The sequence below is a fragment of the Ensifer sp. 22460 genome, assembly GCF_052044935.1.
Lineage (GTDB): Bacteria > Pseudomonadota > Alphaproteobacteria > Rhizobiales > Rhizobiaceae > Ensifer.
Genome location: NZ_JBQENZ010000024.1, coordinates 107,303 through 129,639 on the forward strand (window position 1 = coordinate 107,303; position 22,337 = coordinate 129,639).

The following is a 22,337-nucleotide window of genomic DNA, read 5'->3' on the forward strand; positions in this document are numbered from 1 at the left end:
GCTTATCCAGCTACGGGCCATTAGCCCAATGTGCCTGCGAACCGTTCGGGCCACCTTTCACGTTGGAAGACCTCGCCGATGAAATCAATAAACACTCTGGTTTTGGTGGGCAGCAAGGTCCGGCTCGCATAGTAAATCGAAATCGGACCAGCGTCCGCGTACCATGCAGGTGTTAACCGGACGAGTTCACCGTTCTCCAGGTAGGGCAATGCGTCCGGTTTCGCGATCATGGCGACGCCAAGCCCCAGAACCGCAGCCGATCGCATTGCGGCCGGGTCGTTGACGACGATCCTTTCCTTCAGCGCCGCCGACTGCTCTTCACCTGCGACGTTTCGCATCTGCCATTGTCGAATTCGACCTGTCCGCAATGAACGCATGACGATCCCATCTAGCTCAGTCAGGCCGGATGGGTCGTGAGGCGGAACCCGGTCCTGCATGTATGACGGCGAGGCAACCGCGATGATGTGGGCCGAGGCAAGGGTTTTTGCGATGATGCCCGGTGTCAGCTCGAATCCGCCACCGATCGCCGCGTCGTATCCCTCGGCGATCAGGTCAACCTGCCGATTCTCGAACATCCATTCCGGCCTGATCAGCGGGTATCGGCTCATGAACTCGGGCAGTTTGGGGAGAATGTACTCAATTCCAAATGTGGGACTCATGCTGAGTCTCAGCACGCCTGCCGGTTCGGTCTGTTCATTGGAAGCCTCGGCAATCGCACCTTGAAGGCTCTCCAGGTGATCACGGACCGAATGGAGGAAGCGCTCGCCCGCCTCCGTAAGTGCCAAACTCCGTGTGCTGCGCTGGAAGAGCCGAAGCTTCAGATTGAATTCCAGAGCGGCGACGTTCCTGCTGACCGCCGCTGGCGTCAATCCTAGCCTGCGGGCTGCGGAAGAGAAGCTGCCAAGCTCCGCGCTGCGAACGAAGGACTCCAGATTTGCCAATGTTTCCATGAGGCGTCTTTCAATGATTGCTTGAAATTAATAACAGTCAATTGTCTCTAATCATAGGGGAATAAGAGGGCGATATTCACTCCATCGAAACCAAGCAATGGAGTGATCGCAATGACCAACATCTCTCAGAAACTGTCCGGCAAGACCGCTCTCGTCACGGGGGGCTCCCGTTCTATCGGCGCAGCCATCGCCAAGCGCCTCGCGGCAGATGGAGCCGCAGTCGCCATTACCTACAGCGCCTCGCCGGAAAAGGCAGCCGCAGTCGTGAAGGAAATCGAAAACGCAGGCGGTCGTGCCATCGCCATCCATGCCGACTCCGGGAATCCTGAATCCGTACGGGCCGCAGTGGCCAAGACGGAGGAGACCTTCGGCTCCCTCGACATCCTCGTCAACAATGCCGGCATCGCACTTGGTGGTCCGATCGAAGACATCAAGTTCGAAGACTACGAGCGCATGATCGCGGTCAACGTGACTGGTGTGTTCGTCGGCACGCAGGAAGCTGCACGTCGTATGAACTCGGGCGGCCGGATCATCCATATCGGTTCGTCGATGGTACGCTATGCAGCCTTTCCGACAGCCTCTCTCTACACGCTGACGAAGGGAGCTGTCGCCGGCTTCAACCGCAGCCTCGTGCGAGACCTCGGTCCCAAAGGCATCACCGTGAACACCGTGCACCCCGGCCCGACCGACACCGACATGAATCCGGATGGAGGTCCCGTCTCGAAGATCGTCGGCCCCGGCATGGCGATCGGCCGCTACGGAAAGGACTACGAGGTCGCCAGTGTAGTGGCTTATCTCGCCAGCCCGGAGGCCGCCTTCGTAACCGGCGCTGACATCGTCGCCGACGGCGGCTTCACCGCCTGATCAGCAATCAACCTGGAGACCACCAATGTCTATCGGTATCATTGGAGCCGGGGAGATCGGCTCCGCGTTCGCCCGCGCGCTTGCTCGAAACGGTATCGCCGCAACGATCGCAAACAGCCGCGGTCCAGACACGCTTCGGGACTTTGCACGCGAACTGACACCACACATCACGGCAGGCACCATCGAGGAAGCGGCCAAGGCCGATCTCGTGCTGGTCGCCGTGCCGTGGTCGAAGTTGCCAAAGGCATTGGCGGGTCTTTCTGATTGGGCCGGGCGCATCGTCATCGACGCCAACAACCCGATCGAGCGTCCGCTCTTCCAGCCAGCGGAACTCAATGGGCGACTGTCGACCGAAGTCTTCGCCGACCTGGTGCCAGGCGCTCGTGTCGTAAAGGCGTTCAACCATCTTCCTCCGCATCTGCTCTCTGGCGATCCGCGTGCTGAGGGTGGAAGCCGCGTCCTCTTTTACTCGGGAGATGACGCGAGGTCGAAGGCCGAAGTTGGCGCACTGATCGCCAAGCTGGGCTTCGCGGGGATCGATCTCGGTCCGATCTCGGTCGGTGGAAAGCTCGTGCAGTTCCCAGGCGGTCCGCTCCCTGCACTCAACCTCGTGAAATTTGGATGACGAACCTCGGCCGGAAGCTCATGCCTCCGGCCGAGGTTCTCACTGATAAGGACCTTCAAATGGATATGCCCGTTTCACCGAGCTATGCGCAGACTCGCGCGCATGCGCCACTTGCGTCCTGGCCTGCCGTTGCCACCGTCGGGATTGGCGCATTCGCTCTCGTCACCACGGAATTCCTCCCCGTGGGGCTGCTTCCGCAGATTGCAGCAGAGATTGGAATCAGCGAGGGGCAGGCTGGCCTGATGGTCACGACGCCGGGCGTCCTCGCCGCCATCGCCGCCCCTCTCACCATAGGCCTTGCGGGTCGGTTCGACCGCAAGCACGTTCTGGTCTTTCTTTTGGGTCTGCTCGTGCTGTCAAATGCAATTGTTGCAATGGCGACCAGTTTCCAGGCGCTGATGTTTGGCCGAGTTCTGTTGGGGATCGGGGTCGGTGGCTTCTGGACGATCGGGGGATCACTTGGTCCGCGCCTTCGACCCGGAGCGGAGGGCGGACGTGCGACGTCTCTGATCTATTCCGGTGTGTCGCTGGGAACGGTCGCCGGGGTGCCGGCGGGCGCACTCGTCGGGAATCTGCTCGGATGGCGTCTTTCATTCGGGCTGGCGTCTGGAGTCGCCATTTTCGTCGTTGCTGCGCTCCTGTTGCTCTTGCCCTCGATCAAGCCACAGCAGTCATCCGGCCTTGCTCAAATCCCTGCGGTTCTTCGAAACAGAAAGACGCAAGTGGGCCTGCTTGCCGCTGTCCTGATATTCATCGGGCAATTCGCCGGCTACACCTACATCACACCCTTTCTCAATCAGGTCTCGCATATCGACGCGGCCGTGCTCAGCGCGCTGCTTCTCGGATACGGTATTGCAGGCTTCATCGGAAATCTATTCGGCGGCTGGGCGGTAGGTAGGAACTTGCGACTCTCTCTGTCGGGGACTGCTGCGTTGATCAGTTTGTCCACGTTTGGCCTCACGATAACTGGAGATAGCGCGCTGGCCGCTACGATCTGGACGCTCACCTGGGGCTTCGGCTTCGGGATGCTTCCGATCGCCATGCAGACCTTTATGTTTACCTCCGCCCCTGACAAGCTTGAAAGCGTGGCCGCACTGTTTGTTTCGACTGCGCAGCTTGCCATTGGAGCGGGCGCGCTGGTTGGAGGTCTGGCTGTCGATCATTTTGGAGTCGCAAGCGCGCTGGTGATAGGAGGCGTGGCCGCCTTGCTGACCGCCCTTCTAGTCGGCGCGCCTACCGGAAAACGATAGAGCGCCGCGCCTCCCCACGATCCGTCGAGACGCGACGGCCAACAGTCAGGACTCTGCCCTCGCAGGTGAGCAGAGTCCTCATCCTCAGGACCCTCGCTCTCCTGAGACGTTTGCAATCAAGTGCAGGCGGAGCTTCACCTGATCGACGCCCTGCTTAATCTTTATCCGACGGCCGAGCGGTTTGAACCCTATCTCGTCCAAGGCACGGCCCAGCGAGGGTTCCCTTACCGCCTTTCGTTGGGGCTTGCGGTATGATGGCGGAGCCATCGCGATCTCCTATTACTTGGTCGAACGCACCTTGAGCTCCGGGCAGCCATCCGGCAAGCGCTGACAGGTCGCATCCGAACAAAAACAATCGGGCTAGCCACTCGACACCCCAGAACCCTCTTGACGGGAGAATGTGCGTTCTCTAAATGTTCTCGCCATGATCAAGGCTGTCCTGTTTCCGATACGAGTTCTTTGACGTTCAACCGCGCAAGCGGAGGCGGCAGTTATCGTATCGAGGTCAGGAATGGCATTAAGAGATCAAAACCAGCAGACGTGTCGTGAAATCGCAGGAGTCGTCCGGCTTTCGGGGTCGGATCACGTTCAGACGACGCTTCGACCTCAGAAAGGTACCGAAGCGTGAGACTCTGGATCATTTCCGATTTGCATCTGGAGTTCGGCCAACCCTTCGTTCAGCGGCCGCCTCCTGACGCCGATGTCCTGGTCTGCGCCGGCGATCTTTTGACCCGCGGCATCGTCCCGAGCATCGAATGGTTGGCAGCCAACATCACTTCCTCGATGCCTGTCGTGTTGACGGCAGGGAACCATGAATACTATGGAGCCTCCGTGCAGGAGAGCATCCGCGAAGCGCGGTTGCTCCGTAATCGCCATCCTCGCATCCACTTTCTCGAAAACGAGGCCGTGGATATCGGAGACGTCAGGTTTGTTGGGGCAACCCTGTGGACCGACTTCCGCCTCAACGGGGGCGATCCTGAACTCGCGATGGCGGCCGCCCAGAGTGGGATGAACGACTTCCGTCGTCCAGATCAATTCCACCGGAGTTCCAATCTGCCTGCTACGCCTCCGATCTGGAGGACCTGATCGTCGAAGGGCAGCCTGCATTGTGGGTGCATGGTCACGTCCATAATAAAGTCGATTACCGAGTCAGTGAGAGCAGGGTGATCGCCAACCCGCGCGGATATCCTGGAGAGGGGACTGCCTTCGACCCGCGGCTTGTCGTCGAGGTCTAGGCCACCTTGATCATGCTCCCGGCTCTTCAAGTGACCGTCGCCATGTACGTCTGGACTCGGGGGGACCAGTCCGTTGCTTTCTCCCGGCATTATGGAGCAAGTGCCACAAAGTTGAAGCGACATCGGACGAGTGTTCCATCTTAGTGAGGTATTCGATCAAGCTGCGGAGGAGGAACGTCTTTTACCCTCTCACCCATCCAATCTTGAGGAAGGCTATCGACGAGGAGGTCGGTCGCTTCGTAGGCGGTTTCTTGGGTGCCGCTGGCAACGATGCAGGCTTGATCTTCCTCACTTGGACGCCCCCGTCGAAAAAAGTCGTAAATAAGGACCCAGCTTTTGTCGCGGTACAGCAAGAGGTGACGGATCGTTTCGCCCTGCTTGCCACTTCCGCTGTTGTTCACGATAGCTTTCTTTTCACCCATTACACTTACAATGTAGTTCCAGACGACATCTGATCGACCACAAACCAATCTCAGCTTAGCGGTTAGCACAGAAGAGCCAGCCCGCGGCCCTGCATTGAGAAAAAAATTGGTGTTCACAAGTGTGATTACTATACAAAGCGCAATGCGCTTGCCGGAAGCTAAGCGCATACCTTCAAGCATTTGTTGACGGGTTAGCATATTTTTCTCGAACGCCCGTAACGGCCTACCGAAAGGCATCTTAATCTATTTTATAATATCTAATTCTACTAATATAAAATCAGCGTTTGCGGCACTTGCTCCATTGCCGCTTTCTCCTTGCACAGTTGAGCGCCTCGTTTGATGAACCTATATGCAGGCGACCCGTCTCAAGCATATGGCGCAATCGACGAACCCAGGCGCTCTGGCGGGAAGCAAGTAATGGGACTAGATTTGGAACAGGGAGAGAGACCCATGCCAAGTCCCTATGAAGCCGTCAGCGCCTATTTTTGTGCCAAGGACGGGAACCGTCCGTTCCTGATGCGCCGCGTCTTTGCTGACGATGTCCAGCTAGAAATGATCGTGAAGACCGAGGCCATTTCCTTTCCAAGTTCGGCCAATGGACTGGCCGCGATCGAAGAAATCCTCAGTCGTCGCTTCGCGAATGACTGCGAGAATGTCTATAGCTTCTGCCTGGCGCGGCCAACGGAGGCCAATCGACGGCACTTTCCCTGCCATTGGCTGGTCGGCATGTCGGCCAAGAACAACGGTGCGATCCGGGTGGGGAGCGGCCGCTATGACTGGTATTTCTCGTCCGACGCGCGGTGCCTGGTCGAAAAGCTGATCATCACCATCGATGAGATGGAAATCCTTCCGGCAAAAGAGCTCGACAGGATTATGCTGGATTACTAGCCTGCCTTACCCGTTTTGCGGGCCGGACGAGGCCGTGAGAAATATGCCTGGCATTGAGGGGCTCGCACCCATCGAGCGCTATTTGAGAGAGGTTCAGTCGGTCCCGCCGGAGTGCTGAAACTCGAACACGGCGTTCCGAAGAGGGGCCACCCCTTCACACGTGCCCTGTAACAGCGCTGCCCATGCAGGTGTTAACCAATCGAATTTAACTAGCCGATCTCCCGGCGAGATGGTTCACCAGACGTGCTGCTTCCTCAGCAATCCCCGGTATAATTCCCGATTTCCGTGTCGAGGCAAAATCGAGGCCCGAAAAATACAGTCCGGGAACGAATCCGATCCCGTCCTCGTGAACAGGCTGGCCGTCGTCGTCGATGGTACGCGGGATTTTGATCCACCGGAAATTGCCTCTGAAGCCTGTGCACCAGATTACCGACGCTATGCCGCTCGTCGCCAATTCGATTGAGCGGATCGGTGGATCGGCGAGGCGTGGGGCGATCACCTCGGCAGGGTCATCCTCGGCTGGCGGCGCGTTCAGCCCGGCGCGCCCGATGTAAGCGTCAATAACGCGCTTGACGTTGGCTGAGCTCTCGTCAGCAAAGCGCATGTGCTCATCCAGGTTGTCGCCGAATACCAGGCTGCCATTCCTCATGCCCAGGAAGCGGCCGAGCAACACGACCCCCTGGGCGCTCAGCGATTGCAGGCTGATGGTGTGGGTGGCACCAAGCAAGCCTCGCGGCGGCAGCTTCCCCGAAGGCAGGACGATTTCCCTGCGCGGTACGTCGAAATAGCCGGACAGGGTCATCCAATTGAAGATGTCGCCGCCGCGATAATAGCGGACCAGACGGCCGACTCGGCTCGTCGCCAGAAAGACCGAGCGTCCCGCGAGTGCCAGGTCCTCGGCAATCTGGCCGCCCGATTGACCGCTGCCGACTACCAGAACAGCACCATGTTCCAGCTCGGCGGCACTGCGATAGGCCGACGAATCGAGCTGGCGAAGCGCTGCCGGCAGGTCCGCCGACGCAGGCGGACGTTTCGGACAGTTCAGGCTACCGCTCGCGATTACGACGTTGCGGGCCCGAAGTACACCGGGTGGCGTCGTCACGAGAAAGAGTCCGTCATCCGTGGACAGTTCCCCTACCGGAGCGCCAGTTATCACCGGCAAACGATGCCGCTCGACATAGCTCTCGAGATAGGCGACGAATTGATGCTGCGTGCTGGCACCCCAAGGATCAGGAACGTCAGGGGCATCACCGGGCAGCAGCGAGCGGATGTTCGGCGAGTTCAGACGGAAGGAATCCCAGCGTTGGGTCCGCCACGTTTCTCCGATGCGGCCCCGTTCAAGCACCTGATGATCGCGACCTTGCTGCTTGAGGAAATAGCTGACCCCAAGCCCGGCCGAGCCCGCTCCTACGACAACCACGTCAAGTATCCCCGCCATGACACATCCTCTCAACAAGACGGCATCATAGGAATCGAAGCGCGACGGCCTCGGATCAACGTCCAGTCAGACCTGAGGCAGACCTGCTGGCGGTGTGTTCCCGCCGCCATCTGCCTTCTCCTTGATATGCTTTGATGGCCAACGGACGCGCAGCGAGGATACGACGGTAACACGGAAGTTCGATCAACCCTAACGAGAAAGGCGTCATTCGTTTCTGCGCCCGCAGACCAGCAGCATCCCCAATCTCAACGAATGAATGCAGGAAAAGCGCGCTGCTATCCCATGCTCGTTACGGGCTGCGCCCTCGGCAGGAAAAAGGCACGGTATACTCTTCTCGGTGGTGTGTACGCCCACGCCCATGGTATTGTGGGTGATCCTGCGGGGGCCGTTTGGAGGGGGGACAGCATGCCAAATGCATCCGCATTGCTCGGAACCTGGCGAATGCTCTCATGGACACGGAAAGTCGTTGCCTCCGGCGAGGTAACCGACGCCATGGGTCCGGAGCCGACGGGATTTCTCTCTTATCAAGCGGACGGCCGCGTGATGGCATTGGTCGTCCGTCGTGGGCGGCCGGTACCGAAGGGGCCCAGGCCCACGGGCGATGAAAAGGTCGCCCTGTTCGATTCCATGCTGGCCTATAGCGGCTCGTATACCGTCGAAAACGGCAGGGTCATCCATCACGTTGACGCAAGCTGGAATCCGGCTTGGGGGCTATCCGACCTGATCCGGCCGATCAGCGGCGACAGGTTGGTGATCAGCGACGCACCGGGCATAGACCCTTTGACCGGCGAGGAAGTGGTTTACCGAGTGGAGTTTCAAAAGATGCGAGCGGCTTCGGAGCCGTGACCACGATGCCCGCAGCGCTCGACCCATTCCGGATTACAGACAAACTCGACGAGGCCACTCTCGAGGTCATGATCGCCCGGCTGGAAGTGCGCGGACATCATCCCTATTTCGCCAAGCCGCTCTCCGACTATCTCGATCGCATGGAGATTGACCGCAGGTCGACCGTGCTCGACCTCGGTTGCGGCACGGGTATAGCGGCGCGGGCCATCGCGGCTCGCCCAGAGTTTGAAGGAACGGTTCTCGGAATCGACCGCAGCGACTATCTCGTCCGGGCGGCCCGCCGTTTCGCCGACTCCGAGAAGATGGGCGGGCGCGTGCGCTTCGCGTGTGGCGACTCGCATGCGCTTGGACTCGGGGCCGCCTCGTTCGACGCCGTCATTGCCCACACGCTGTTCAGCCATCTTGATGATCCCGCCAAAGTCCTCGTGGAGATGCGCCGGGTGCTGCGTCCCGACGGAGTCGTCGCCATCTTCGACGGAGACTTCGCGTCGTTGACGTTTGAGCTCGCCGACACGGAGCGATCGAGGCGAATGGATGACGCGATCATCGCATCACTGGTGACCAACCCGCGCATCCTTCGCCAGATGCCACGGTTGCTCAAGGACGCCGGATTTGCCGTGGACGCTGTCATGCCGACGATCGTCACCGAAGTCGGCACCGCCGACTATTGGAAGAGCGCCGTTGAGTCCTTCGCGAAGTTGGCACCGAAGGCCGGCATTCTGAGCGAAGCCGAAACAACGGCGTGGGTCGGCGAAATCCTCGACACGAGCGCCCAAGGGGTGTTTTTCGGCTCGTCTGTCTACTACGCCTACGTCGCACACGCAGTTTGACGTGAATATCGAAATGCCAAACGAAACATTCGCGAGCCACGCACGACGAAGTAAGTTCGACTGTGCGGTTCCCTCGTCGAGATCACGGGGCGCAAGCAGGTGCATAGGGGGTGCCAATGGAGATCGATCCGAAGCGGATGACAATCGGGTTCGTCGGGACGGGCACGATCACGGCGGCCGTCGTCACCGGGCTTGGCAAGACCGGGTTTCGCGACACCCCGATCGTGCTGTCACCTCGTAGCGAAAGCGTCGCCACCCGCCTCGCAGCGGCGAACCAGAACGTGTCGATCGCTTTGGGCAACCAGGACGTTCTCGACCGATCCGATCTCGTATTCTTGGCAGTGAGGCCGCAGATTGCCGAGGAGGTTGTCCGCGCGCTCCGATTTCGGCCGAGCCACCATGTCATCAGCTTTGTCGCGGCCACGCCACTCGATCGACTGCTGGCGTGGATCGATCAGCCAGTTCGGCTGAGCCAGGCTATTCCGCTTCCGTTCGTCGCCGATCTCCAGGGCGCGACCGCGATCCACCCGCCCGACGAGGTTTCAAATGCCGTCTTCTCGGCGCTCGGAACGGCGGTCCAAGTTGAAAACAAATGTGAGTTCGATCTTCTCGCGGTGGCGGGCTCCATGATGGGCACCTATTTCGGCATCCTAGACGCGACGTCGACCTGGCTGGAGAGCCAAGGTCTTCCGAGGGCCGCTGGCGACGCCTACCTCCGTCAGTTGTTTTCAGGCCTCGACCATGCCGTCCGTTCAAGACCCGACACGAGCTTTGACGAACTCGTCGGCGATCATTCGACCAAGGGCGGCTTGAACGAACAGGTACTCGAGGACTTCCGCGGTTTCGGTGGGACCGCGGCGCTGCAAAAGGCTCTTGGTAGAGTTCTTACTCGCATCCGTCCTGTAGAAAGCAAACTCTCTTGAAGTCCCCTTTAGACGCTATGCGGCCACGTGCTGCCGCCAGGGCGTTGCCAGAAGTATTCATTCACCGTTATATTTGCGGGATGGAAATCCGACGAGCGTCCGATCTGGATCAAAATGCCATTTGGCGGATCATTGGCCCCGTCATAAGGGTGGGAGAGACCTACGCACTTGACCGCAATTTGAGTAGGGATGCAGCGCTCAACTATTGGCTCGGTAAAGATTTGTAGCCGAAGAGAATGGCTCGGTCGTCGGTCCTTATTATATCAGGGGTGCCCCCAGCCCCTAACATCTCTGACCTAACATCCGTTGGTGTGCCATGGTTGTCGTCATAAAGGCTCGGACGCTTGCTGACTTCTGTGAAGCTCGCGCTGATCGCGGATATGGGCCAATGGGACGTTAAACAATGCGATGCGCGCGGTCTTCCGTCGGGAGACGTGATTTCTGCCTACTATTCTGACGATGCCGCGAGCTTGTTAGAAAAGTGCACGTTGCCGAGGACTGGCATGTATCTCGCACGGGCGGGGTCTGTCGCCTTAGGTTGCGTCGGCCATGCGGGTCACGGAGATGTTGCGGAGATCGTCAAGCTCTTCGTGCGTCCGGAGGCAAGGGGGGAAGGCGCAGGAAGCAGGCTCCTTGCAACCGCGCTTGATGCTATCGGCCGGTCGGAATTCCGAAGAGTGCGCCTCGTGACCATTTCCTTCATGACGGATGCCATCGCTCTCTACCGCAGGTTCGGCTTCCTGGAGTGCGAACCGTTCGAACCAGCACCGACGGGCTTGGAAGAGGCTACGCGGTACATGGAAATGGTCATCAGATAGCCTGCTGTATATCCGTTTGGCGTGAAGTCAGTCGCAAAACCGGATCGCGATCTTCTCGCGGTACTCGTCACCCGAATCGTACCCTCTTCGTCCAGCGCCGTCAGGCGGCTGAAACCGACAACATGAGCCGAAAGGATGGCAGCCAGCTTCCGATCCACAGTGCGCCCCCGCAGCATATTGCTTCCGTGGCCAGTATGCGCCAAATCCGCACCCAGGCGACAGGGGGCCAGCCGAACCGACAGCGTTCGCACAGCCGCGGATGCGTCATCCCGTCAACTGACGATCGCCACCTGGAATGGCACATGGACATGGAGACTGCGGCGTGTTGGATCGAGGAATGCAGCAAGACGTATCTCAAAGATGAGGCGACGGGCACGTGGAACCGCTCCGACGCATGTCTCCGTTTTTGTCCTGCAGCGTTCTGCGCAAGGAGCCAAATCGTAGGCGATACTGCCCAGGTGTCAGGCTGGTCTCACGGCGGAACAGACGGCCGAAGAAGCTCGCATCCTCGTAGCCAACGTCGTTGGCGACGGCGTCGATCGGCAGATCGGTGGTCTCCAGCATCTGCTTGGCCTCCTCGAGACGCAGCGCGTGCACATAGTCGAGGGGAGTCATGCCTGCGGCCTTGGTGAAGCGCCGGATGAAGGAGCGTTCGGGAAGGCCGGAAAGGCGGCGTCGCGATCTCCGGCATCGTGCGCGAGCACATCGGCAGTGAGTTGGCTGTCGACTTCGAGGATTTCGGTGAACATAGCGTGAAGAACCTCGAGCGGCCGATACGGGTCTATATGGCGCGTCTCGGACATCCATGGCGCGACACGCCCCGTAGCTGGCCCGCTTCGGCGGCAACCGCCACGAATGGCGAAGGCGCGTCGATCGCAGTCCTGCCGTTCACCAACATGAGCGGCGACCCGGAGCAGGAATACTTCAGCGACGGCATCACTGAAGACATCATCACAGACCTCTCGAAAGTGTCAGCGCTCAGCGTCGTCGCCCGGAATTCGAGCTTCGTTTACAAGGGGCGCGCGGTAGACGTGAAGCAGGTGGGACGGGAGCTCGGCGTCGGCTATGTGCTGGAAGGTAGCGTGCGCAGAGCCGGAAACAGCGTGCGCATCGCGGCTCAGCTCATCAATGGAGCGGATGGTCGGCACGTGTGGGCGGAGCGGTACGACAGCGATCTTGAGGATATCTTCGCGCTGCAGGACGAAATCTCGAAGAACATTGTCGACGCGCTCTTGGTGCGACTCCTGGCGAAGGAGCTTGTGGCCATCACCAAGCGTGGAACCGACAATCCGGAGGCATATCAAGCCTTTCTGATGGGACGGTCGTTCTTCAACCGTGGACACGAGGCCAGGAACATACAGGAAGCCCGGCATCTGTTCGCCAAGGCGATCGAGCTCGATCCGCACTATGCGCGGGCCTATGCGGGATTGGCCGATTGTGATTCCTACCTCCTGCTCGCCAATGATCCGACCGCAACCTATGAAAACGTTATCGCCAACGCCGACCGGGCATTGGAGCTTGATCCGGGTCTCTGCGATGCCCATACATCGCGCGGCATCGCGATGTTCGCCAGGGCCCTTCACGGTGAGGCGGAGGCCGAATTCGAGCGTGCTCTCGCTCTCGACCCGACGTGCTTCGAGGCAAACTTCTTTTACGGGCGCAACTGTCACGCGGTCGGCCAGTTCGAAAGGGCGCAAGGTTTCTACGAGCGAACGATCGCGTTGAAGCCGGATGAATACCGGGCGTGGGACATGCTGCGGGCGGTCCATGTGTCGCTTGGACACCATGAAGAAGCCATAGAGGCGGCGCGGGAATGCCTCAGACTGATGGAGGGAGAGATCGCCCGGCATCCCGACGAGCCGAATCTTCTCTGCTATGGGGGCTGCTTGCTGGCGGATTTGGGCGAGACGGAGCGTGGAACGTCGTGGGCGGACCGTGCCGCTGCACTCGCCGGTGACGATCTCAGGGTGCTTTATAACCTCGCTTGTTGCTATGCGAAGCTAAGCAGGCCTGAGGAGGCCATCGACTGCCTTGAACGGCAGGCGTCCGGATCGCAGACGTATGTCGCGTTGGTCACGGGCTGGATGAAAAACGACAGCGACCTCGATCCCCTGCGGGACCACCCGCGCTACTTGGCTCTCGCCGACCGATTGGAAGCTCAGCTCCCGTCAGCAACGGGCTGACAGAGGCCATTTTTTCGACCACAGGAGACGATGTCGCTCTGGCCCCCAATTGATCGCCACCCAAACCGTGATCTCTGTTGAAGGCAGAACTTGTGCAGCGTAACCTCCTCCAATGCCGGACGACGACAAACGAACTATGGTTTCTGCCGCACCCCAAAGGAAGCTGGCAGTCATCCTTGCGGCTGATGTCGCGGGCTACAGCCGCTTGATGGAGCGTGACGAGGAGGACACCCACGCGCGGCTGCAAGGACTGCTGCGCGATGTCGCCCGGCCAGCGGTCGAAACACACCGGGGGCGCATCTTCAAGACGGCAGGGGACGGGTTCCTGGCGGAATTCGCGAGCGCCATCGAAGCGGTGCGCTGCGCCGTCGATCTCCAGCAAGCGACAGCCGAGCGGAGCAAGGATGTTGACCAGGATCGCCGACTGGTTTTCCGCATGGGTATCAACCTCGAGGACGTCCTGGCTGATCAGGAGGACGTGTTCGGAGACGGGGTCAATGTCGCCGCCCGGCTGGAGGCCTTGGCCGAGCCAGGCGGCGTGCTTATAAGTCACAGCGTTCACGAGCACGTCAATCGCAAGCTGCCGATGCACTTCGTTGATCAGGGTGAATGTCTGCTGAAGAACATTGCCCGCCCCATTCGGGTCTTCCGTGTGGACTGGGGACCTACCGGCGGACGGGAGGATGGCGAGCCGGACGCCGTGCCGGCGCTCCCGCAGGTGGCTTCGATCGCCGTACTGCCGTTTTCGACCCTGAGCAACGATGCTGAGCAAGAGTATTTCGCCGAAGGCCTCGCGGAAGACCTCATCACCGATCTTTCCAAAGTCGATGGCCTCCTGGTAATCGCCCGTCATTCGAGTTTTGCCTACAGGGATCGGTCGATGGACTTGCGCATTATCGCCAGGGAGTTGGGGGTTCGCTATCTCATCGAGGGAAGCGTGCGGAGGGCGGCAGCACGGGTGCGTATCAACGCTCAACTCATTGACGCCTCCAGTGCAAGCTGTCTTTGGGCCGAACGCCTGGATCGCGACCTCGCGGATATCTTCGCCCTGCAGGACGAAGTCGTCGGCAAGGTGATCAACGCTCTTACCCACGCCCTGCCGTCGGCAAAACCTCTTCCGAAGCGCAGGGTGACCAATCTCGAGGCCTACGACTTGTTCGTTCGGGGGCGCGCGCTCGCGACGCAATCGCTGCGGGAAACGAGGGCGGCTCGCCCGCTCCTGGCCAGGGCCATCGAAATCGATCCAGGCTTTGCGGGGGCGCACGCCTGGCTCGCAATGAGCCACCATTTCGATGCGCTATATTATGGCGAGCCTATCGACGAGCATCGCGCTGCCGCACGTGCTGCCGCCGAGAAAGCCGTTGAGATCGATCCGGAAAACGCCGACGCGCATATCGTTCTTGGCTACTTGCGTGCCTATGAGGGCGAGTTCGAAGCGGGAGTGGCCGAGTTCGAGCGGGGGCTTCGGCTCAATCCCAATCACTCTGCGGGGTGGGCCTACCTTGCCGATCTCCGGGTGTTCGAGGGGCGCGCAACTGAGGCCGTCGAATGCGCCGAGAATAGTTTTTGCCTTAACCCCTATCCTCCAGGCGACCACTACTCGTTCCTCGGCTGGGCCCAGTATGCCGCTGGTCGGTATCAGGATGCTGTCGAAACGCTCCGTCATCCACAAGCAGGTGGGCCTGGCTCAAAACGCAATCTCGCCGCCGCCCTTGCGCGACTGCGGCGTACCGCGGAAGCGCGCAAGGTGGGGAGGGAATTCCTCTCGGAGTTTCCTAACTTCTCTGCCCGGCAGTGGGGATGGACGCAGCCGTTCCGCAACGATGCCGACCGTCAGCATTTTATCGAAGGCTATATCAAGGCAGGTCTGCCAGAATAAGCGACGGCTCGCCTGCTGACCTACTCAATTCCAAGGAATGGAGTCGGGCGGAGACGAAGAGACCCGAGGCACACGATTCGTGGGCATGACGAACAACTCACGCCCCTATGCGCGCGCATACGACACGCATCGCCTTCGACGTGGTAGTATTGCATCGCTGTCGCTTGATCGTCATCGAATGGGTGGCCAGAGACATGGAGAGGCGGCTCACCGCGATACTCGCTGCCGATGTGGTCGGCTATAGCCGCCTCATGGGAGAGGATGAGGGCGGCACGCTGGAGCGGCTGAAGGCCTGCCGCCGGGAATTGGTCCACCCCGCTATAGCGGAGTTCCATGGTCGCATCATCAAGCTGATGGGCGATGGTGCGCTTGTTGAGTTCGCGAGCGTCGTTGATGCGGTCCAGTGTGCCGCCGTGGTCCAGCGGAAAATGGCCAGCCGCGATCAGGGCGTCTCCGAGACCCAGCGAATTGAGTTTCGCATCGGCATCAACCTCGGCGACGTCATTGTCGAAGGCGATGACATCTACGGCGACGGCGTCAACATAGCCGCGCGCCTGCAAGCTCTGGCCCAGCCCGGCGGCATTTGCGTCTCCGGGACCGCGTTCGATCACGCCGTGCACAAGGCCGATGTCGGCTTCTCAGCTCTCGGTGAGCAGCACCTGAAGAACATAGCCGACCCGGTTCGCGTCTATCGCGTTCTGCTCGACCCCTCCAAGGCGGGAAAGGTGGTCGCCGCCACCCGTCGGCCCGGCCGACTGGCTTTGATTTTGGCAACGGGCGCGGCACTGCTGATCGCGATCGCCGCGATTGTCTTCGCATGGCAATGGCGGTTTGCGCCGCAACGGCCATCCATTGCGGTTCTGCCGTTCGGCGAAATCAGCGACACTACGGGACAGGACTACTTTACCGAGGGGCTTACGAACGATCTCATCACTGATCTGTCGAAGATTTCCGGTCTGCTTGTTATCGCCCGCGATTCCGCCTTCGCGTTCAAGGGCAAATCTATGGACGTCCGGCAGATCGCCGAGCAATTGAACGTCCGCTACGTCCTCGAAGGCAGTGTCCGGCGTGCGGGAAACGCGGTTCGAATCAATGTGCAGCTCATCGATGCGACCACAGGAAGGAACGTTTGGGCCGAACGGTATGACCGCGATTACACCGATATCTTTGCGCTGCAGAATGAAGTGATCGAGCGCATCGTTAGCGCGCTCGCAGTGCGCCTGTCGGAAAGCGAGCGAACCCAGATAGCGCGCCTGCCAACCCGAAATCTCGAAGCCTACGACTTCTACACTCGAGCCGAGCAGAAGGTGTACTCCATAGACTACAGGTCTCTCGAAGAGGCTCTCTCCCTCTATGAGAAGGCAACCAGGCTCGACCGGGAATTTGCCGACGCCCACACAGGCTACGCCCGAGCCATCGTCGACGTCCTTGGCTTCGACTACCAGCCGCTGATGTTGAGCGCTGTCGCCCGGCAGCGTGCCTATGACGCCGCGGGGCGGGGCCTTGAACTGAACCCGCAATCTGCGCGAGCCTATGCCGTACTCGGCATCCTGCAAATGCTTGACGGCGAAATCGATGAAGCCATAGCGTCGGTCAAGAAGGCCGTGGCGCTCGATCCGAATGGCGCGGAGGCGGAACTCAACCTCGCGATTGTCCTGACTTATGGGGGGCAGAACCCGGAAGCACTGGCGGCCATGGAACGCGTGCTGGAACTGGACCCCAAGCCACGGGCGCAAGTCTACGACTACTACGGTCTCGTGCTTTACATGAACCATCATTACGAGGAGGCGATCAGGGCAGTGCGGACGGTCCGGCCGGAGGAACCGAGCGACCTCGGCCTTGAAATCCTGGCCATGGCAAACGCGCGGCTGGGTGGGATGGCAGAGGCGCACAAAGCCGTCGAAGCAATCCTCGAGAGGTCGCCCGGCCAGAGCCTTGCCAACCTGCGAGTGTTGTATTCCCACCATCGTCGGCAAGAGGACCTCGACCACCGGCTGGATGCGCTGCGCTCCGCGAAGCTCCCGGAATGGAGCTACGATTTCCGAGGACGGTCAGAAGACCGACTGGATGCCGACGCGATCGGGGCCCTGGCGACCGACAAGACCTGGATCGGGCATCAGTACGACGGCGTAGACTTCTTCATGGAGCTTGGGGCAAACGGTGATTTCGCATTGCGCGCCCATAACAACATAATCGTCGGCAAGTTCACTCTCGAGGACGATTTCCTGTGCACGCGATCCTCGTCGGTTCTGCTCGGCCGCAAATTCTGCAGCCCGGTGTATCGCAATCCTGGAGGAAGCGCGAAAAAACACGACGAGTATGTCTTTCCAGACGGCGGGAGCGTCTGGTACTTCTCGGCGGCTCCGTGATGCCGTCCCGTCGCAACGACTCAGGTTGGCGGAAGACCCATTATCTCGAGTCCAAACTGGTCCGCCGCGACGGTCACAATCTCGTCCAGGTTCTCATCTCCCAAACGACGCTGTGCAATTACCTCGAAGAAGTGTTCAAAGCCTGCGGGTAGGATGACAGTCAAGAGGCGGCCGGGGACCGTACCCATGTTCCTGAAGGAGTGGACCTGACGGCGAGGTAACAATGCGATACCGCCAGGGCCGACGTCGAACACCTCATCGCCACGCCAGATTCGAAACGTACCTTCGATCACATACGAGATTTCATCCTCCCGGCTGTGGCGGTGCAGCGGCGCAGCCACGCCTGGCGGTACGATCTCCTCGATCACGGACGCATCGAGTCCGCCGGCTGGATCGCGACGAATGATCACTGTCTCGCCGAACACGTCGAGCGCGCATTCCGCTTGCGCTCGGGGTGCATTGATCAACGGTTCTGCCATCCCGCTCCTCCATCGGTCTCACCCGGCACGATAAACCTATGCCGGACTGGCCGTCAGGTATCCGCCTTCTCAACATGACCAGTTTGATTCAGTCGTGTTCCGCCCTGGCCTTGAACTCCTTCGCCTCGACCCCCGGCCATTTGGCGTCGGCCTTCGCTTTGACAGCCGCCGGGTCAGCATCGAAGTCTTCCTCCAGGCCCTCCTTTCCGGAGAAAAGGTAAAGCTTACCGTCGACGATGCGCCAGGCTTCCGGGTCGATGTTCGCGGATGCCTCTTCGACTGACGTGCCCAGCGCGCAGAAGCCGCCATACTGAGGAGCGTAGCGGATCGGCTCGGAAGCAAACGCGTCGCGGTGCTTCACGCTGGCGAAGTACCAAGTTGCACCGAGCCATTTCTCTGTGAACTCCGGTGAACCCTTTGTCGCACGGCCGTCGGTGAAATACGCCACGGGATCGTAGCCAAGAATGGCGACGTTGCCGAAATACCCGGTATTTACCACCTCGGCAGCGCAGGACTCACCAGAGCCCATAGTGGCGAGGGAGACGGCCGTGGCAGCTGCAAGTACCCAAGGACCTCGCATTGCGGGGCATCTTTTCTTCATGTCGTGTCCTCCGCTGTTGTTGCGGGCGGTCAATTGCCGACCGCAACGCAGGCTGCGTACGACGCGCCTATCGTCTTCTTGGGTTGGCACTTGGCACCGTGTTTCTTGAGCAGAGCCATCACCTCAGTGCTTTCCATGAACGTCGCACGGCTCAGCGGCGTGTAGCCGTAAACCTGGATTGCCTCGACCTCGGCCCCACGGGCAATCAACAGCTCTGCCACCGCCGCCTGGTTTTCTTCCGCGGCCACGTGCAATGGCGTTATCTTGTGCTTGCTCAAGGCGTCGACTTCAGCCCCGTGGTCCAGCAACAATGCGGCTATCTCCACACTTCCGGAATACGCCGCCGCGTGCAAAGCGGTGAAACCGCGGTCATTGCGGGCTTCGATGTCGGCGCTGGCCTCGATTAACACGGCGGCGATCCTGGTCTGGCCGGAAAGCGCAGCTTCGATCAGGGCCGTCTCGCGACTCTCGTCGCGGCTATTGACATCGACGCCTTGAGACAGGAGCTGGCTGATTTCGTCGAGATCGCCCTCCCGCGCGGCGTCGTGTAACGGTCCCGCATTGGCTGCGCCCCCCGCAATCCCAATGCAAAGAATGAATGCAACCAGTGGGACGATGCCGGAGAGCTGTTTTCGGTCTTTTGCGAAGGGGTGCCGGCACACCTGCATTTCATGACAAGAAGCGTCTCGCGCGTTTCTCTCCGAAATTCGGGCAAGCAACTCCAAGTATTGCTGCGTGTGCGACCAGAGTGGCAGGCATATTGACCCGCCCGCGGACGCGGCTGTCAATTCTCGCTCGGAAATGGGCATCAGTCCAACCCCTGCGTTGCGCACGTAGTGGACGTACGGGAAGTCTACCGCATTTGACAGGCTGACGCCATGGTGTCCCGGTCGGCACCTGAAAGTTGCCGCTCGATTAGACCGAGTCAAAGGTCCAGAACGGGTCACGGGCGTGAGTTCGTTCGAGGCGAGCAACGCGGCCGCACGCTCGCGACACAATCGGGAAACGAGGGCGGCTCGCGCACTCCTGCTCAGGGCCATCGAGATCGATCGGGGCTTCGCCGGGGCGCAGGCCCGGCTCGCAATGAGCCATCATTTCGATGCGCTGTACTATGGCGAAGCTGTTGAGGAACACCGCTCCGCCGCCGAGAAAGCCGCCGAGATCGATCCGGAGCATATCGTTCTTGGCTGTCTGCATGCCTACGAGGGGGAATTTGAAGCAGGAGTGGCCGAGTTCGAGCAAGGGCTTCGCCTCAATCCCAATCATTCCGAAGGGTGGGCCATGCTTGCCGATCTGAGGTGTTCGAGGGACGTGCGATCGAAGCCATCGAATGCGCCCGAAACACCTTTCGCCTCAACCCGTATCCGCCTGGCGACCACTACTCGTTCCTCGGCTGGGCCTGGTATGCCGCTGGTCGATATCACGATGCCGTCGAAACGCTTCGCCAACCACAGGCGGGAGGACCTCGCTCAAAGCGCAATCTTGCCGCAGCTTGCGCTTCTCTGCGCCAACACCATCGCGGCATCGGTCGCCAAGTTCTTCCGTCGCTGCCGTAAGTGGCCGAGGTTGAGCAGCGCGGGCGAGGAAATCCGCCGCGGCCGGCCAAGACGCGGCGGTGGAGGCTGCTACTGGCCGTGGCCTGTTCCCATGTCGGCAGGAAGCATCAGGTGCTCATACTTGGTACCAGGAAACATCACGTAGGGATGCGCTGGATTGGGGTCCAACTCGCTCGGGTAACTGGCCGCCATCTCGTGCGCTGCCTTCCCGACAATCATGACGTGCGGACCCGTTTGAACCCAATGCGATTTGTTAGTCGCATAAGGATCATGGTTGCTGGTGCCCAGGTCTCCGGCCATCATGTAGACGAAGCCGGTCTTGTCCGGCGGTTCGGCCTTCGTCGAAATCGCCCTGAACCATTCAAGCCCGGCGGAATCGGCACACCACGGCTCGCCGGTCGTATCGACGGCGCAAGTCCAAACGTTCGTTCCGGTCCTGACGGTGGTGACCTTGAAGCCGTCACCTATCCGAATGATTGTGGCATCCTTCCCGATATCCGCTGGGGCAGCGGACATCGCCTTTGCTATGAACTCGGGGTCTCCCTTGGGAACCTCCGCCGTAAGTTCACCGGCGAGGCTGGGGGCTGAGAACGCTAACGTGACCGACGCGAGCATAAAGAGCCATTTCATGGCTACCTCCTGTTGTGAGCGACCGGCCCGCCTAATCTAACGCTGATGCCGTTCCTAGAGAAGGGTCGTTTGGCATAAGACCCCGATACCGGAAAGTGACACGGTACAGCGTTGGATGCGGGTTCGAGGCCGACCACGCCCCGCCCTGCGGGCAAATTCGGTATCCTGATCCCGATCAGGCTAGGGTCGCGGCCTGTAGCTCGCCGGATACGCCACTGCCAGGCAGGGTGCTGTGGTAAGATGGGTTGTGTTACGATTGATGGTGCGGCTGCCCTACGGTCCGTATCTGGAGAGATTCCCGTGTTGACTCTCAATCGCCGCTGTCTCCTCACTTCAGTCGCCGCGAGCGCAACAATCGCGGCCTGTGCGCCCTCGGGTAACGCCACGCCCGCCGAAATCGAAGCCCGTTCGGAAGCGCCTGGCTTCTATCGGTTTCCGTTCGGTGAATTCCAGATCACTATGCTATGCGACGGGGTGTTTTTTCTTCCTACAGATAGCATCGCAACGAATGTCGATGCACATGAGAGGAAGGCCTACTTTTGACGCTCATTATATAGCTATGGACGTCTTCCGGCTGCAGGCCAACCCGCTGCTGATCGATACGGGCGAAAAGCGAATACTCGTCGACACCGGCGTCGGACCCGGAAAAGGCTGGGCCCGATACGCCGGTCGTCTCACCAAGTCGTTGGAAGAGGCAGGGATAGTCCCCGAGACCATCGATACAATCGTCCTCACGCATTGCCATGGCGACCATGTGGGCGGGATGGCATCGCAAACGAAACTGTTCCCGAAGGCGGAAGTTGTCTTGTCAGACGTTGAACTGGATTTGTGGACTGGTGCCGATGCGGCATCGAAGCTTCCGGAATGGGCGGCTCCCGACGCACCAAATCTCCGCAAGGTATTTGCTGCGCTTGGCGACCGGGTACGTCCGATCAAGGCTGGAACCGATGTCGTTACCGGGATTACAACACTGGACACATCCGGCCACACGCAGGGCCATATTTCCCTGCTTGTGGGCTCCGGAGACGAGCAACTGCTAATCACAGGGGATGCAGTTCCAAGTATCCACATCGCATTCGACCGGCCCGAATGGCAAATCATATGGGATCATGACCGCGACAAGGGCGCGAAGACACGCCGCGCCTTGCTGGATCGTGCTGTCAGCGACCGACTGCTGGTGAGCGGCTATCACTATCCGTTTCCTGGGATCGGACGTGTGGTGAAGGAAGGGGTCGGATATCGCTGGCTACCGACAGGTTGGGTCTGGCACAGTTGAGTTCGCTCAAATGTCTGAATCGAGCGCATCGCAGCCGTCGCAGCCGTCGCAGCCTACGTGGCCTAACGGCCGACTTGTCGCAATTTAGCGACAGCTAATATCTGGCGGCCTGCACCCCGTAAGTTGGCTACAATGGGCGACCGCATTGACACTTACTTCTCTGGCAGCCCGGCCTTGATCATACGCCCGATCCAGTGAGGCCAAGGGCGCGAATGCTCGCAAGTTCCTCGTCGAGCTTCGTCAAATTGATGTGACGACCCCGTGCCTTCTCGACA

At 60.0% G+C, this 22,337-nt stretch carries 23 protein-coding genes and 1 pseudogene; 15 read left to right on the forward strand and 9 right to left on the reverse strand.

Going from position 1 to position 22,337, the window contains the following annotated elements; genetic code table 11:
* Positions 1-20: 20 nt before the first annotated feature.
* Positions 21-950, reverse strand: coding sequence for a LysR family transcriptional regulator (locus tag ACTJKM_RS26150; RefSeq protein ID WP_058327272.1), 930 nt, complete (start codon positions 948-950; stop codon positions 21-23).
* 111 nt (positions 951-1,061) lie between these two features.
* Between ACTJKM_RS26150 and ACTJKM_RS26155 the strand changes: the two genes are divergently transcribed.
* The 4 genes from ACTJKM_RS26155 to ACTJKM_RS26170 all read left to right on the forward strand — a co-directional run bounded on the left by ACTJKM_RS26155 (position 1,062) and on the right by ACTJKM_RS26170 (position 4,775).
* Entirely contained in the window at positions 1,062-1,814 is a 753-nt protein-coding gene (locus ACTJKM_RS26155) for a 3-oxoacyl-ACP reductase family protein (protein ID WP_058327271.1), read from the forward strand.
* A 25-nt stretch (positions 1,815-1,839) separates the two neighbouring features.
* Complete coding sequence (locus tag ACTJKM_RS26160) at positions 1,840-2,439, forward strand: NADPH-dependent F420 reductase (RefSeq protein ID WP_058327270.1); 600 nt, start codon at positions 1,840-1,842, stop codon at positions 2,437-2,439.
* Positions 2,436-3,689, forward strand: a complete 1,254-nt coding sequence (locus ACTJKM_RS26165; protein ID WP_245296099.1) for an MFS transporter — start codon at positions 2,436-2,438, stop codon at positions 3,687-3,689. The genes ACTJKM_RS26160 and ACTJKM_RS26165 overlap by 4 nt, the downstream gene beginning before the upstream one ends.
* A gap of 624 nt (positions 3,690-4,313) precedes the next feature.
* Positions 4,314-4,775: a metallophosphoesterase gene (locus ACTJKM_RS26170; protein ID WP_245296098.1), complete on the forward strand. Its 462-nt coding sequence runs from the start codon at positions 4,314-4,316 to the stop codon at positions 4,773-4,775.
* A 289-nt stretch (positions 4,776-5,064) separates the two neighbouring features.
* On the opposite strand, the gene ACTJKM_RS26175 is transcribed toward ACTJKM_RS26170, so the two are convergent.
* Entirely contained in the window at positions 5,065-5,544 is a 480-nt protein-coding gene (locus ACTJKM_RS26175; protein ID WP_156436866.1) for a hypothetical protein, read from the reverse strand.
* Positions 5,545-5,796: 252 nt separating this feature from the next.
* On the opposite strand from ACTJKM_RS26175, the gene ACTJKM_RS26180 reads away from it, so the two are divergent.
* Complete coding sequence (locus ACTJKM_RS26180) at positions 5,797-6,234, forward strand: hypothetical protein (protein WP_245296097.1); 438 nt, start codon at positions 5,797-5,799, stop codon at positions 6,232-6,234.
* A gap of 205 nt (positions 6,235-6,439) precedes the next feature.
* Here the strand turns inward: ACTJKM_RS26180 and ACTJKM_RS26185 are convergent, their stop codons facing one another.
* Positions 6,440-7,672, reverse strand: a complete 1,233-nt coding sequence (locus ACTJKM_RS26185; RefSeq protein ID WP_058327265.1) for a flavin-containing monooxygenase — start codon at positions 7,670-7,672, stop codon at positions 6,440-6,442.
* 405 nt (positions 7,673-8,077) lie between these two features.
* Here ACTJKM_RS26185 and ACTJKM_RS26190 point away from each other — a divergent pair, with 405 nt between their 5' ends.
* The 5 genes and pseudogenes from ACTJKM_RS26190 to ACTJKM_RS26210 all read left to right on the forward strand — a co-directional run bounded on the left by ACTJKM_RS26190 (position 8,078) and on the right by ACTJKM_RS26210 (position 11,089).
* Positions 8,078-8,518, forward strand: coding sequence for a lipocalin-like domain-containing protein (locus ACTJKM_RS26190; RefSeq protein WP_058327348.1), 441 nt, complete (start codon positions 8,078-8,080; stop codon positions 8,516-8,518).
* Positions 8,519-8,523: 5 nt separating this feature from the next.
* On the forward strand, positions 8,524-9,348 hold the full coding sequence (locus tag ACTJKM_RS26195) for a methyltransferase domain-containing protein (RefSeq protein WP_082663514.1): 825 nt from the start codon (positions 8,524-8,526) through the stop codon (positions 9,346-9,348).
* 116 nt (positions 9,349-9,464) lie between these two features.
* Positions 9,465-10,271 carry a pyrroline-5-carboxylate reductase gene (locus ACTJKM_RS26200; protein WP_058327263.1) on the forward strand — a complete coding sequence of 269 codons (807 nt, stop codon included), beginning with the start codon at positions 9,465-9,467 and terminating at the stop codon, positions 10,269-10,271.
* 80 nt (positions 10,272-10,351) lie between these two features.
* Positions 10,352-10,539 (forward strand): annotated as a pseudogene (locus ACTJKM_RS26205) (GNAT family N-acetyltransferase); the annotation flags it as partial.
* 76 nt (positions 10,540-10,615) lie between these two features.
* Complete coding sequence (locus ACTJKM_RS26210; protein WP_440661268.1) at positions 10,616-11,089, forward strand: GNAT family N-acetyltransferase; 474 nt, start codon at positions 10,616-10,618, stop codon at positions 11,087-11,089.
* Between the two features lie 354 nt (positions 11,090-11,443).
* Here the strand turns inward: ACTJKM_RS26210 and ACTJKM_RS26215 are convergent, their stop codons facing one another.
* Positions 11,444-11,896: a helix-turn-helix domain-containing protein gene (locus tag ACTJKM_RS26215; protein WP_113514848.1), complete on the reverse strand. Its 453-nt coding sequence runs from the start codon at positions 11,894-11,896 to the stop codon at positions 11,444-11,446.
* Here ACTJKM_RS26215 and ACTJKM_RS26220 point away from each other — a divergent pair.
* The 3 genes from ACTJKM_RS26220 to ACTJKM_RS26230 all read left to right on the forward strand — a co-directional run bounded on the left by ACTJKM_RS26220 (position 11,782) and on the right by ACTJKM_RS26230 (position 17,520).
* The gene (locus tag ACTJKM_RS26220; RefSeq protein WP_113514827.1) at positions 11,782-13,272 is read left to right on the forward strand and encodes a tetratricopeptide repeat protein; all 1,491 of its coding nucleotides are present in this window, start codon (positions 11,782-11,784) and stop codon (positions 13,270-13,272) included. The two genes, ACTJKM_RS26215 and ACTJKM_RS26220, sit on opposite strands and share 115 nt — an antisense overlap.
* A 136-nt stretch (positions 13,273-13,408) precedes the next feature.
* The gene (locus ACTJKM_RS26225) at positions 13,409-15,151 is read left to right on the forward strand and encodes an adenylate/guanylate cyclase domain-containing protein (protein ID WP_440661269.1); all 1,743 of its coding nucleotides are present in this window, start codon (positions 13,409-13,411) and stop codon (positions 15,149-15,151) included.
* Between the two features lie 164 nt (positions 15,152-15,315).
* Positions 15,316-17,520, forward strand: a complete 2,205-nt coding sequence (locus ACTJKM_RS26230) for an adenylate/guanylate cyclase domain-containing protein (protein WP_440661270.1) — start codon at positions 15,316-15,318, stop codon at positions 17,518-17,520.
* 20 nt (positions 17,521-17,540) lie between these two features.
* Here ACTJKM_RS26230 and ACTJKM_RS26235 read toward each other — a convergent pair whose 3' ends face one another.
* From ACTJKM_RS26235 to ACTJKM_RS26255, 5 genes are all read right to left on the reverse strand, one after another.
* Positions 17,541-17,999, reverse strand: a complete 459-nt coding sequence (locus ACTJKM_RS26235) for a cupin domain-containing protein (RefSeq protein ID WP_058327256.1) — start codon at positions 17,997-17,999, stop codon at positions 17,541-17,543.
* Positions 18,000-18,087: 88 nt separating this feature from the next.
* Positions 18,088-18,600, reverse strand: a complete 513-nt coding sequence (locus ACTJKM_RS26240; RefSeq protein ID WP_082663509.1) for a YHS domain-containing (seleno)protein — start codon at positions 18,598-18,600, stop codon at positions 18,088-18,090.
* Positions 18,601-18,629: 29 nt separating this feature from the next.
* Positions 18,630-19,409, reverse strand: coding sequence for an ankyrin repeat domain-containing protein (locus ACTJKM_RS26245; RefSeq protein ID WP_245296095.1), 780 nt, complete (start codon positions 19,407-19,409; stop codon positions 18,630-18,632).
* A 106-nt stretch (positions 19,410-19,515) separates the two neighbouring features.
* Positions 19,516-19,842: a hypothetical protein gene (locus ACTJKM_RS26250; protein WP_156436862.1), complete on the reverse strand. Its 327-nt coding sequence runs from the start codon at positions 19,840-19,842 to the stop codon at positions 19,516-19,518.
* A gap of 383 nt (positions 19,843-20,225) precedes the next feature.
* Entirely contained in the window at positions 20,226-20,786 is a 561-nt protein-coding gene (locus ACTJKM_RS26255; RefSeq protein ID WP_058327253.1) for a hypothetical protein, read from the reverse strand.
* Between the two features lie 300 nt (positions 20,787-21,086).
* Between ACTJKM_RS26255 and ACTJKM_RS26260 the strand changes: the two genes are divergently transcribed.
* Together ACTJKM_RS26260 and ACTJKM_RS26265 are read left to right on the forward strand one after the other, a co-directional pair.
* On the forward strand, positions 21,087-21,329 hold the full coding sequence (locus ACTJKM_RS26260) for a hypothetical protein (protein ID WP_162764812.1): 243 nt from the start codon (positions 21,087-21,089) through the stop codon (positions 21,327-21,329).
* A gap of 16 nt (positions 21,330-21,345) precedes the next feature.
* Complete coding sequence (locus ACTJKM_RS26265) at positions 21,346-22,062, forward strand: MBL fold metallo-hydrolase (protein WP_058327252.1); 717 nt, start codon at positions 21,346-21,348, stop codon at positions 22,060-22,062.
* Positions 22,063-22,337 lie beyond the last annotated feature (275 nt).

Coding starts and splice junctions, on each gene's coding strand:
- ACTJKM_RS26150 (WP_058327272.1), bottom strand. CDS start 950: ATGGAAACATTGGCAAATCTGGAGTCCTTCGTTCGCAGCGCGGAGCTT.
- ACTJKM_RS26155 (WP_058327271.1), top strand. CDS start 1,062: ATGACCAACATCTCTCAGAAACTGTCCGGCAAGACCGCTCTCGTCACG.
- ACTJKM_RS26160 (WP_058327270.1), top strand. CDS start 1,840: ATGTCTATCGGTATCATTGGAGCCGGGGAGATCGGCTCCGCGTTCGCC.
- ACTJKM_RS26165 (WP_245296099.1), top strand. CDS start 2,436: ATGACGAACCTCGGCCGGAAGCTCATGCCTCCGGCCGAGGTTCTCACT.
- ACTJKM_RS26175 (WP_156436866.1), bottom strand. CDS start 5,544: ATGCTAACCCGTCAACAAATGCTTGAAGGTATGCGCTTAGCTTCCGGC.
- ACTJKM_RS26180 (WP_245296097.1), top strand. CDS start 5,797: ATGCCAAGTCCCTATGAAGCCGTCAGCGCCTATTTTTGTGCCAAGGAC.
- ACTJKM_RS26185 (WP_058327265.1), bottom strand. CDS start 7,672: ATGGCGGGGATACTTGACGTGGTTGTCGTAGGAGCGGGCTCGGCCGGG.
- ACTJKM_RS26190 (WP_058327348.1), top strand. CDS start 8,078: ATGCCAAATGCATCCGCATTGCTCGGAACCTGGCGAATGCTCTCATGG.
- ACTJKM_RS26195 (WP_082663514.1), top strand. CDS start 8,524: ATGCCCGCAGCGCTCGACCCATTCCGGATTACAGACAAACTCGACGAG.
- ACTJKM_RS26200 (WP_058327263.1), top strand. CDS start 9,465: ATGGAGATCGATCCGAAGCGGATGACAATCGGGTTCGTCGGGACGGGC.
- ACTJKM_RS26215 (WP_113514848.1), bottom strand. CDS start 11,896: ATGGATGTCCGAGACGCGCCATATAGACCCGTATCGGCCGCTCGAGGT.
- ACTJKM_RS26225 (WP_440661269.1), top strand. CDS start 13,409: ATGGTTTCTGCCGCACCCCAAAGGAAGCTGGCAGTCATCCTTGCGGCT.
- ACTJKM_RS26235 (WP_058327256.1), bottom strand. CDS start 17,999: ATGGCAGAACCGTTGATCAATGCACCCCGAGCGCAAGCGGAATGCGCG.
- ACTJKM_RS26240 (WP_082663509.1), bottom strand. CDS start 18,600: ATGAAGAAAAGATGCCCCGCAATGCGAGGTCCTTGGGTACTTGCAGCT.
- ACTJKM_RS26245 (WP_245296095.1), bottom strand. CDS start 19,409: ATGCCCATTTCCGAGCGAGAATTGACAGCCGCGTCCGCGGGCGGGTCA.
- ACTJKM_RS26255 (WP_058327253.1), bottom strand. CDS start 20,786: ATGAAATGGCTCTTTATGCTCGCGTCGGTCACGTTAGCGTTCTCAGCC.
- ACTJKM_RS26265 (WP_058327252.1), top strand. CDS start 21,346: ATGGACGTCTTCCGGCTGCAGGCCAACCCGCTGCTGATCGATACGGGC.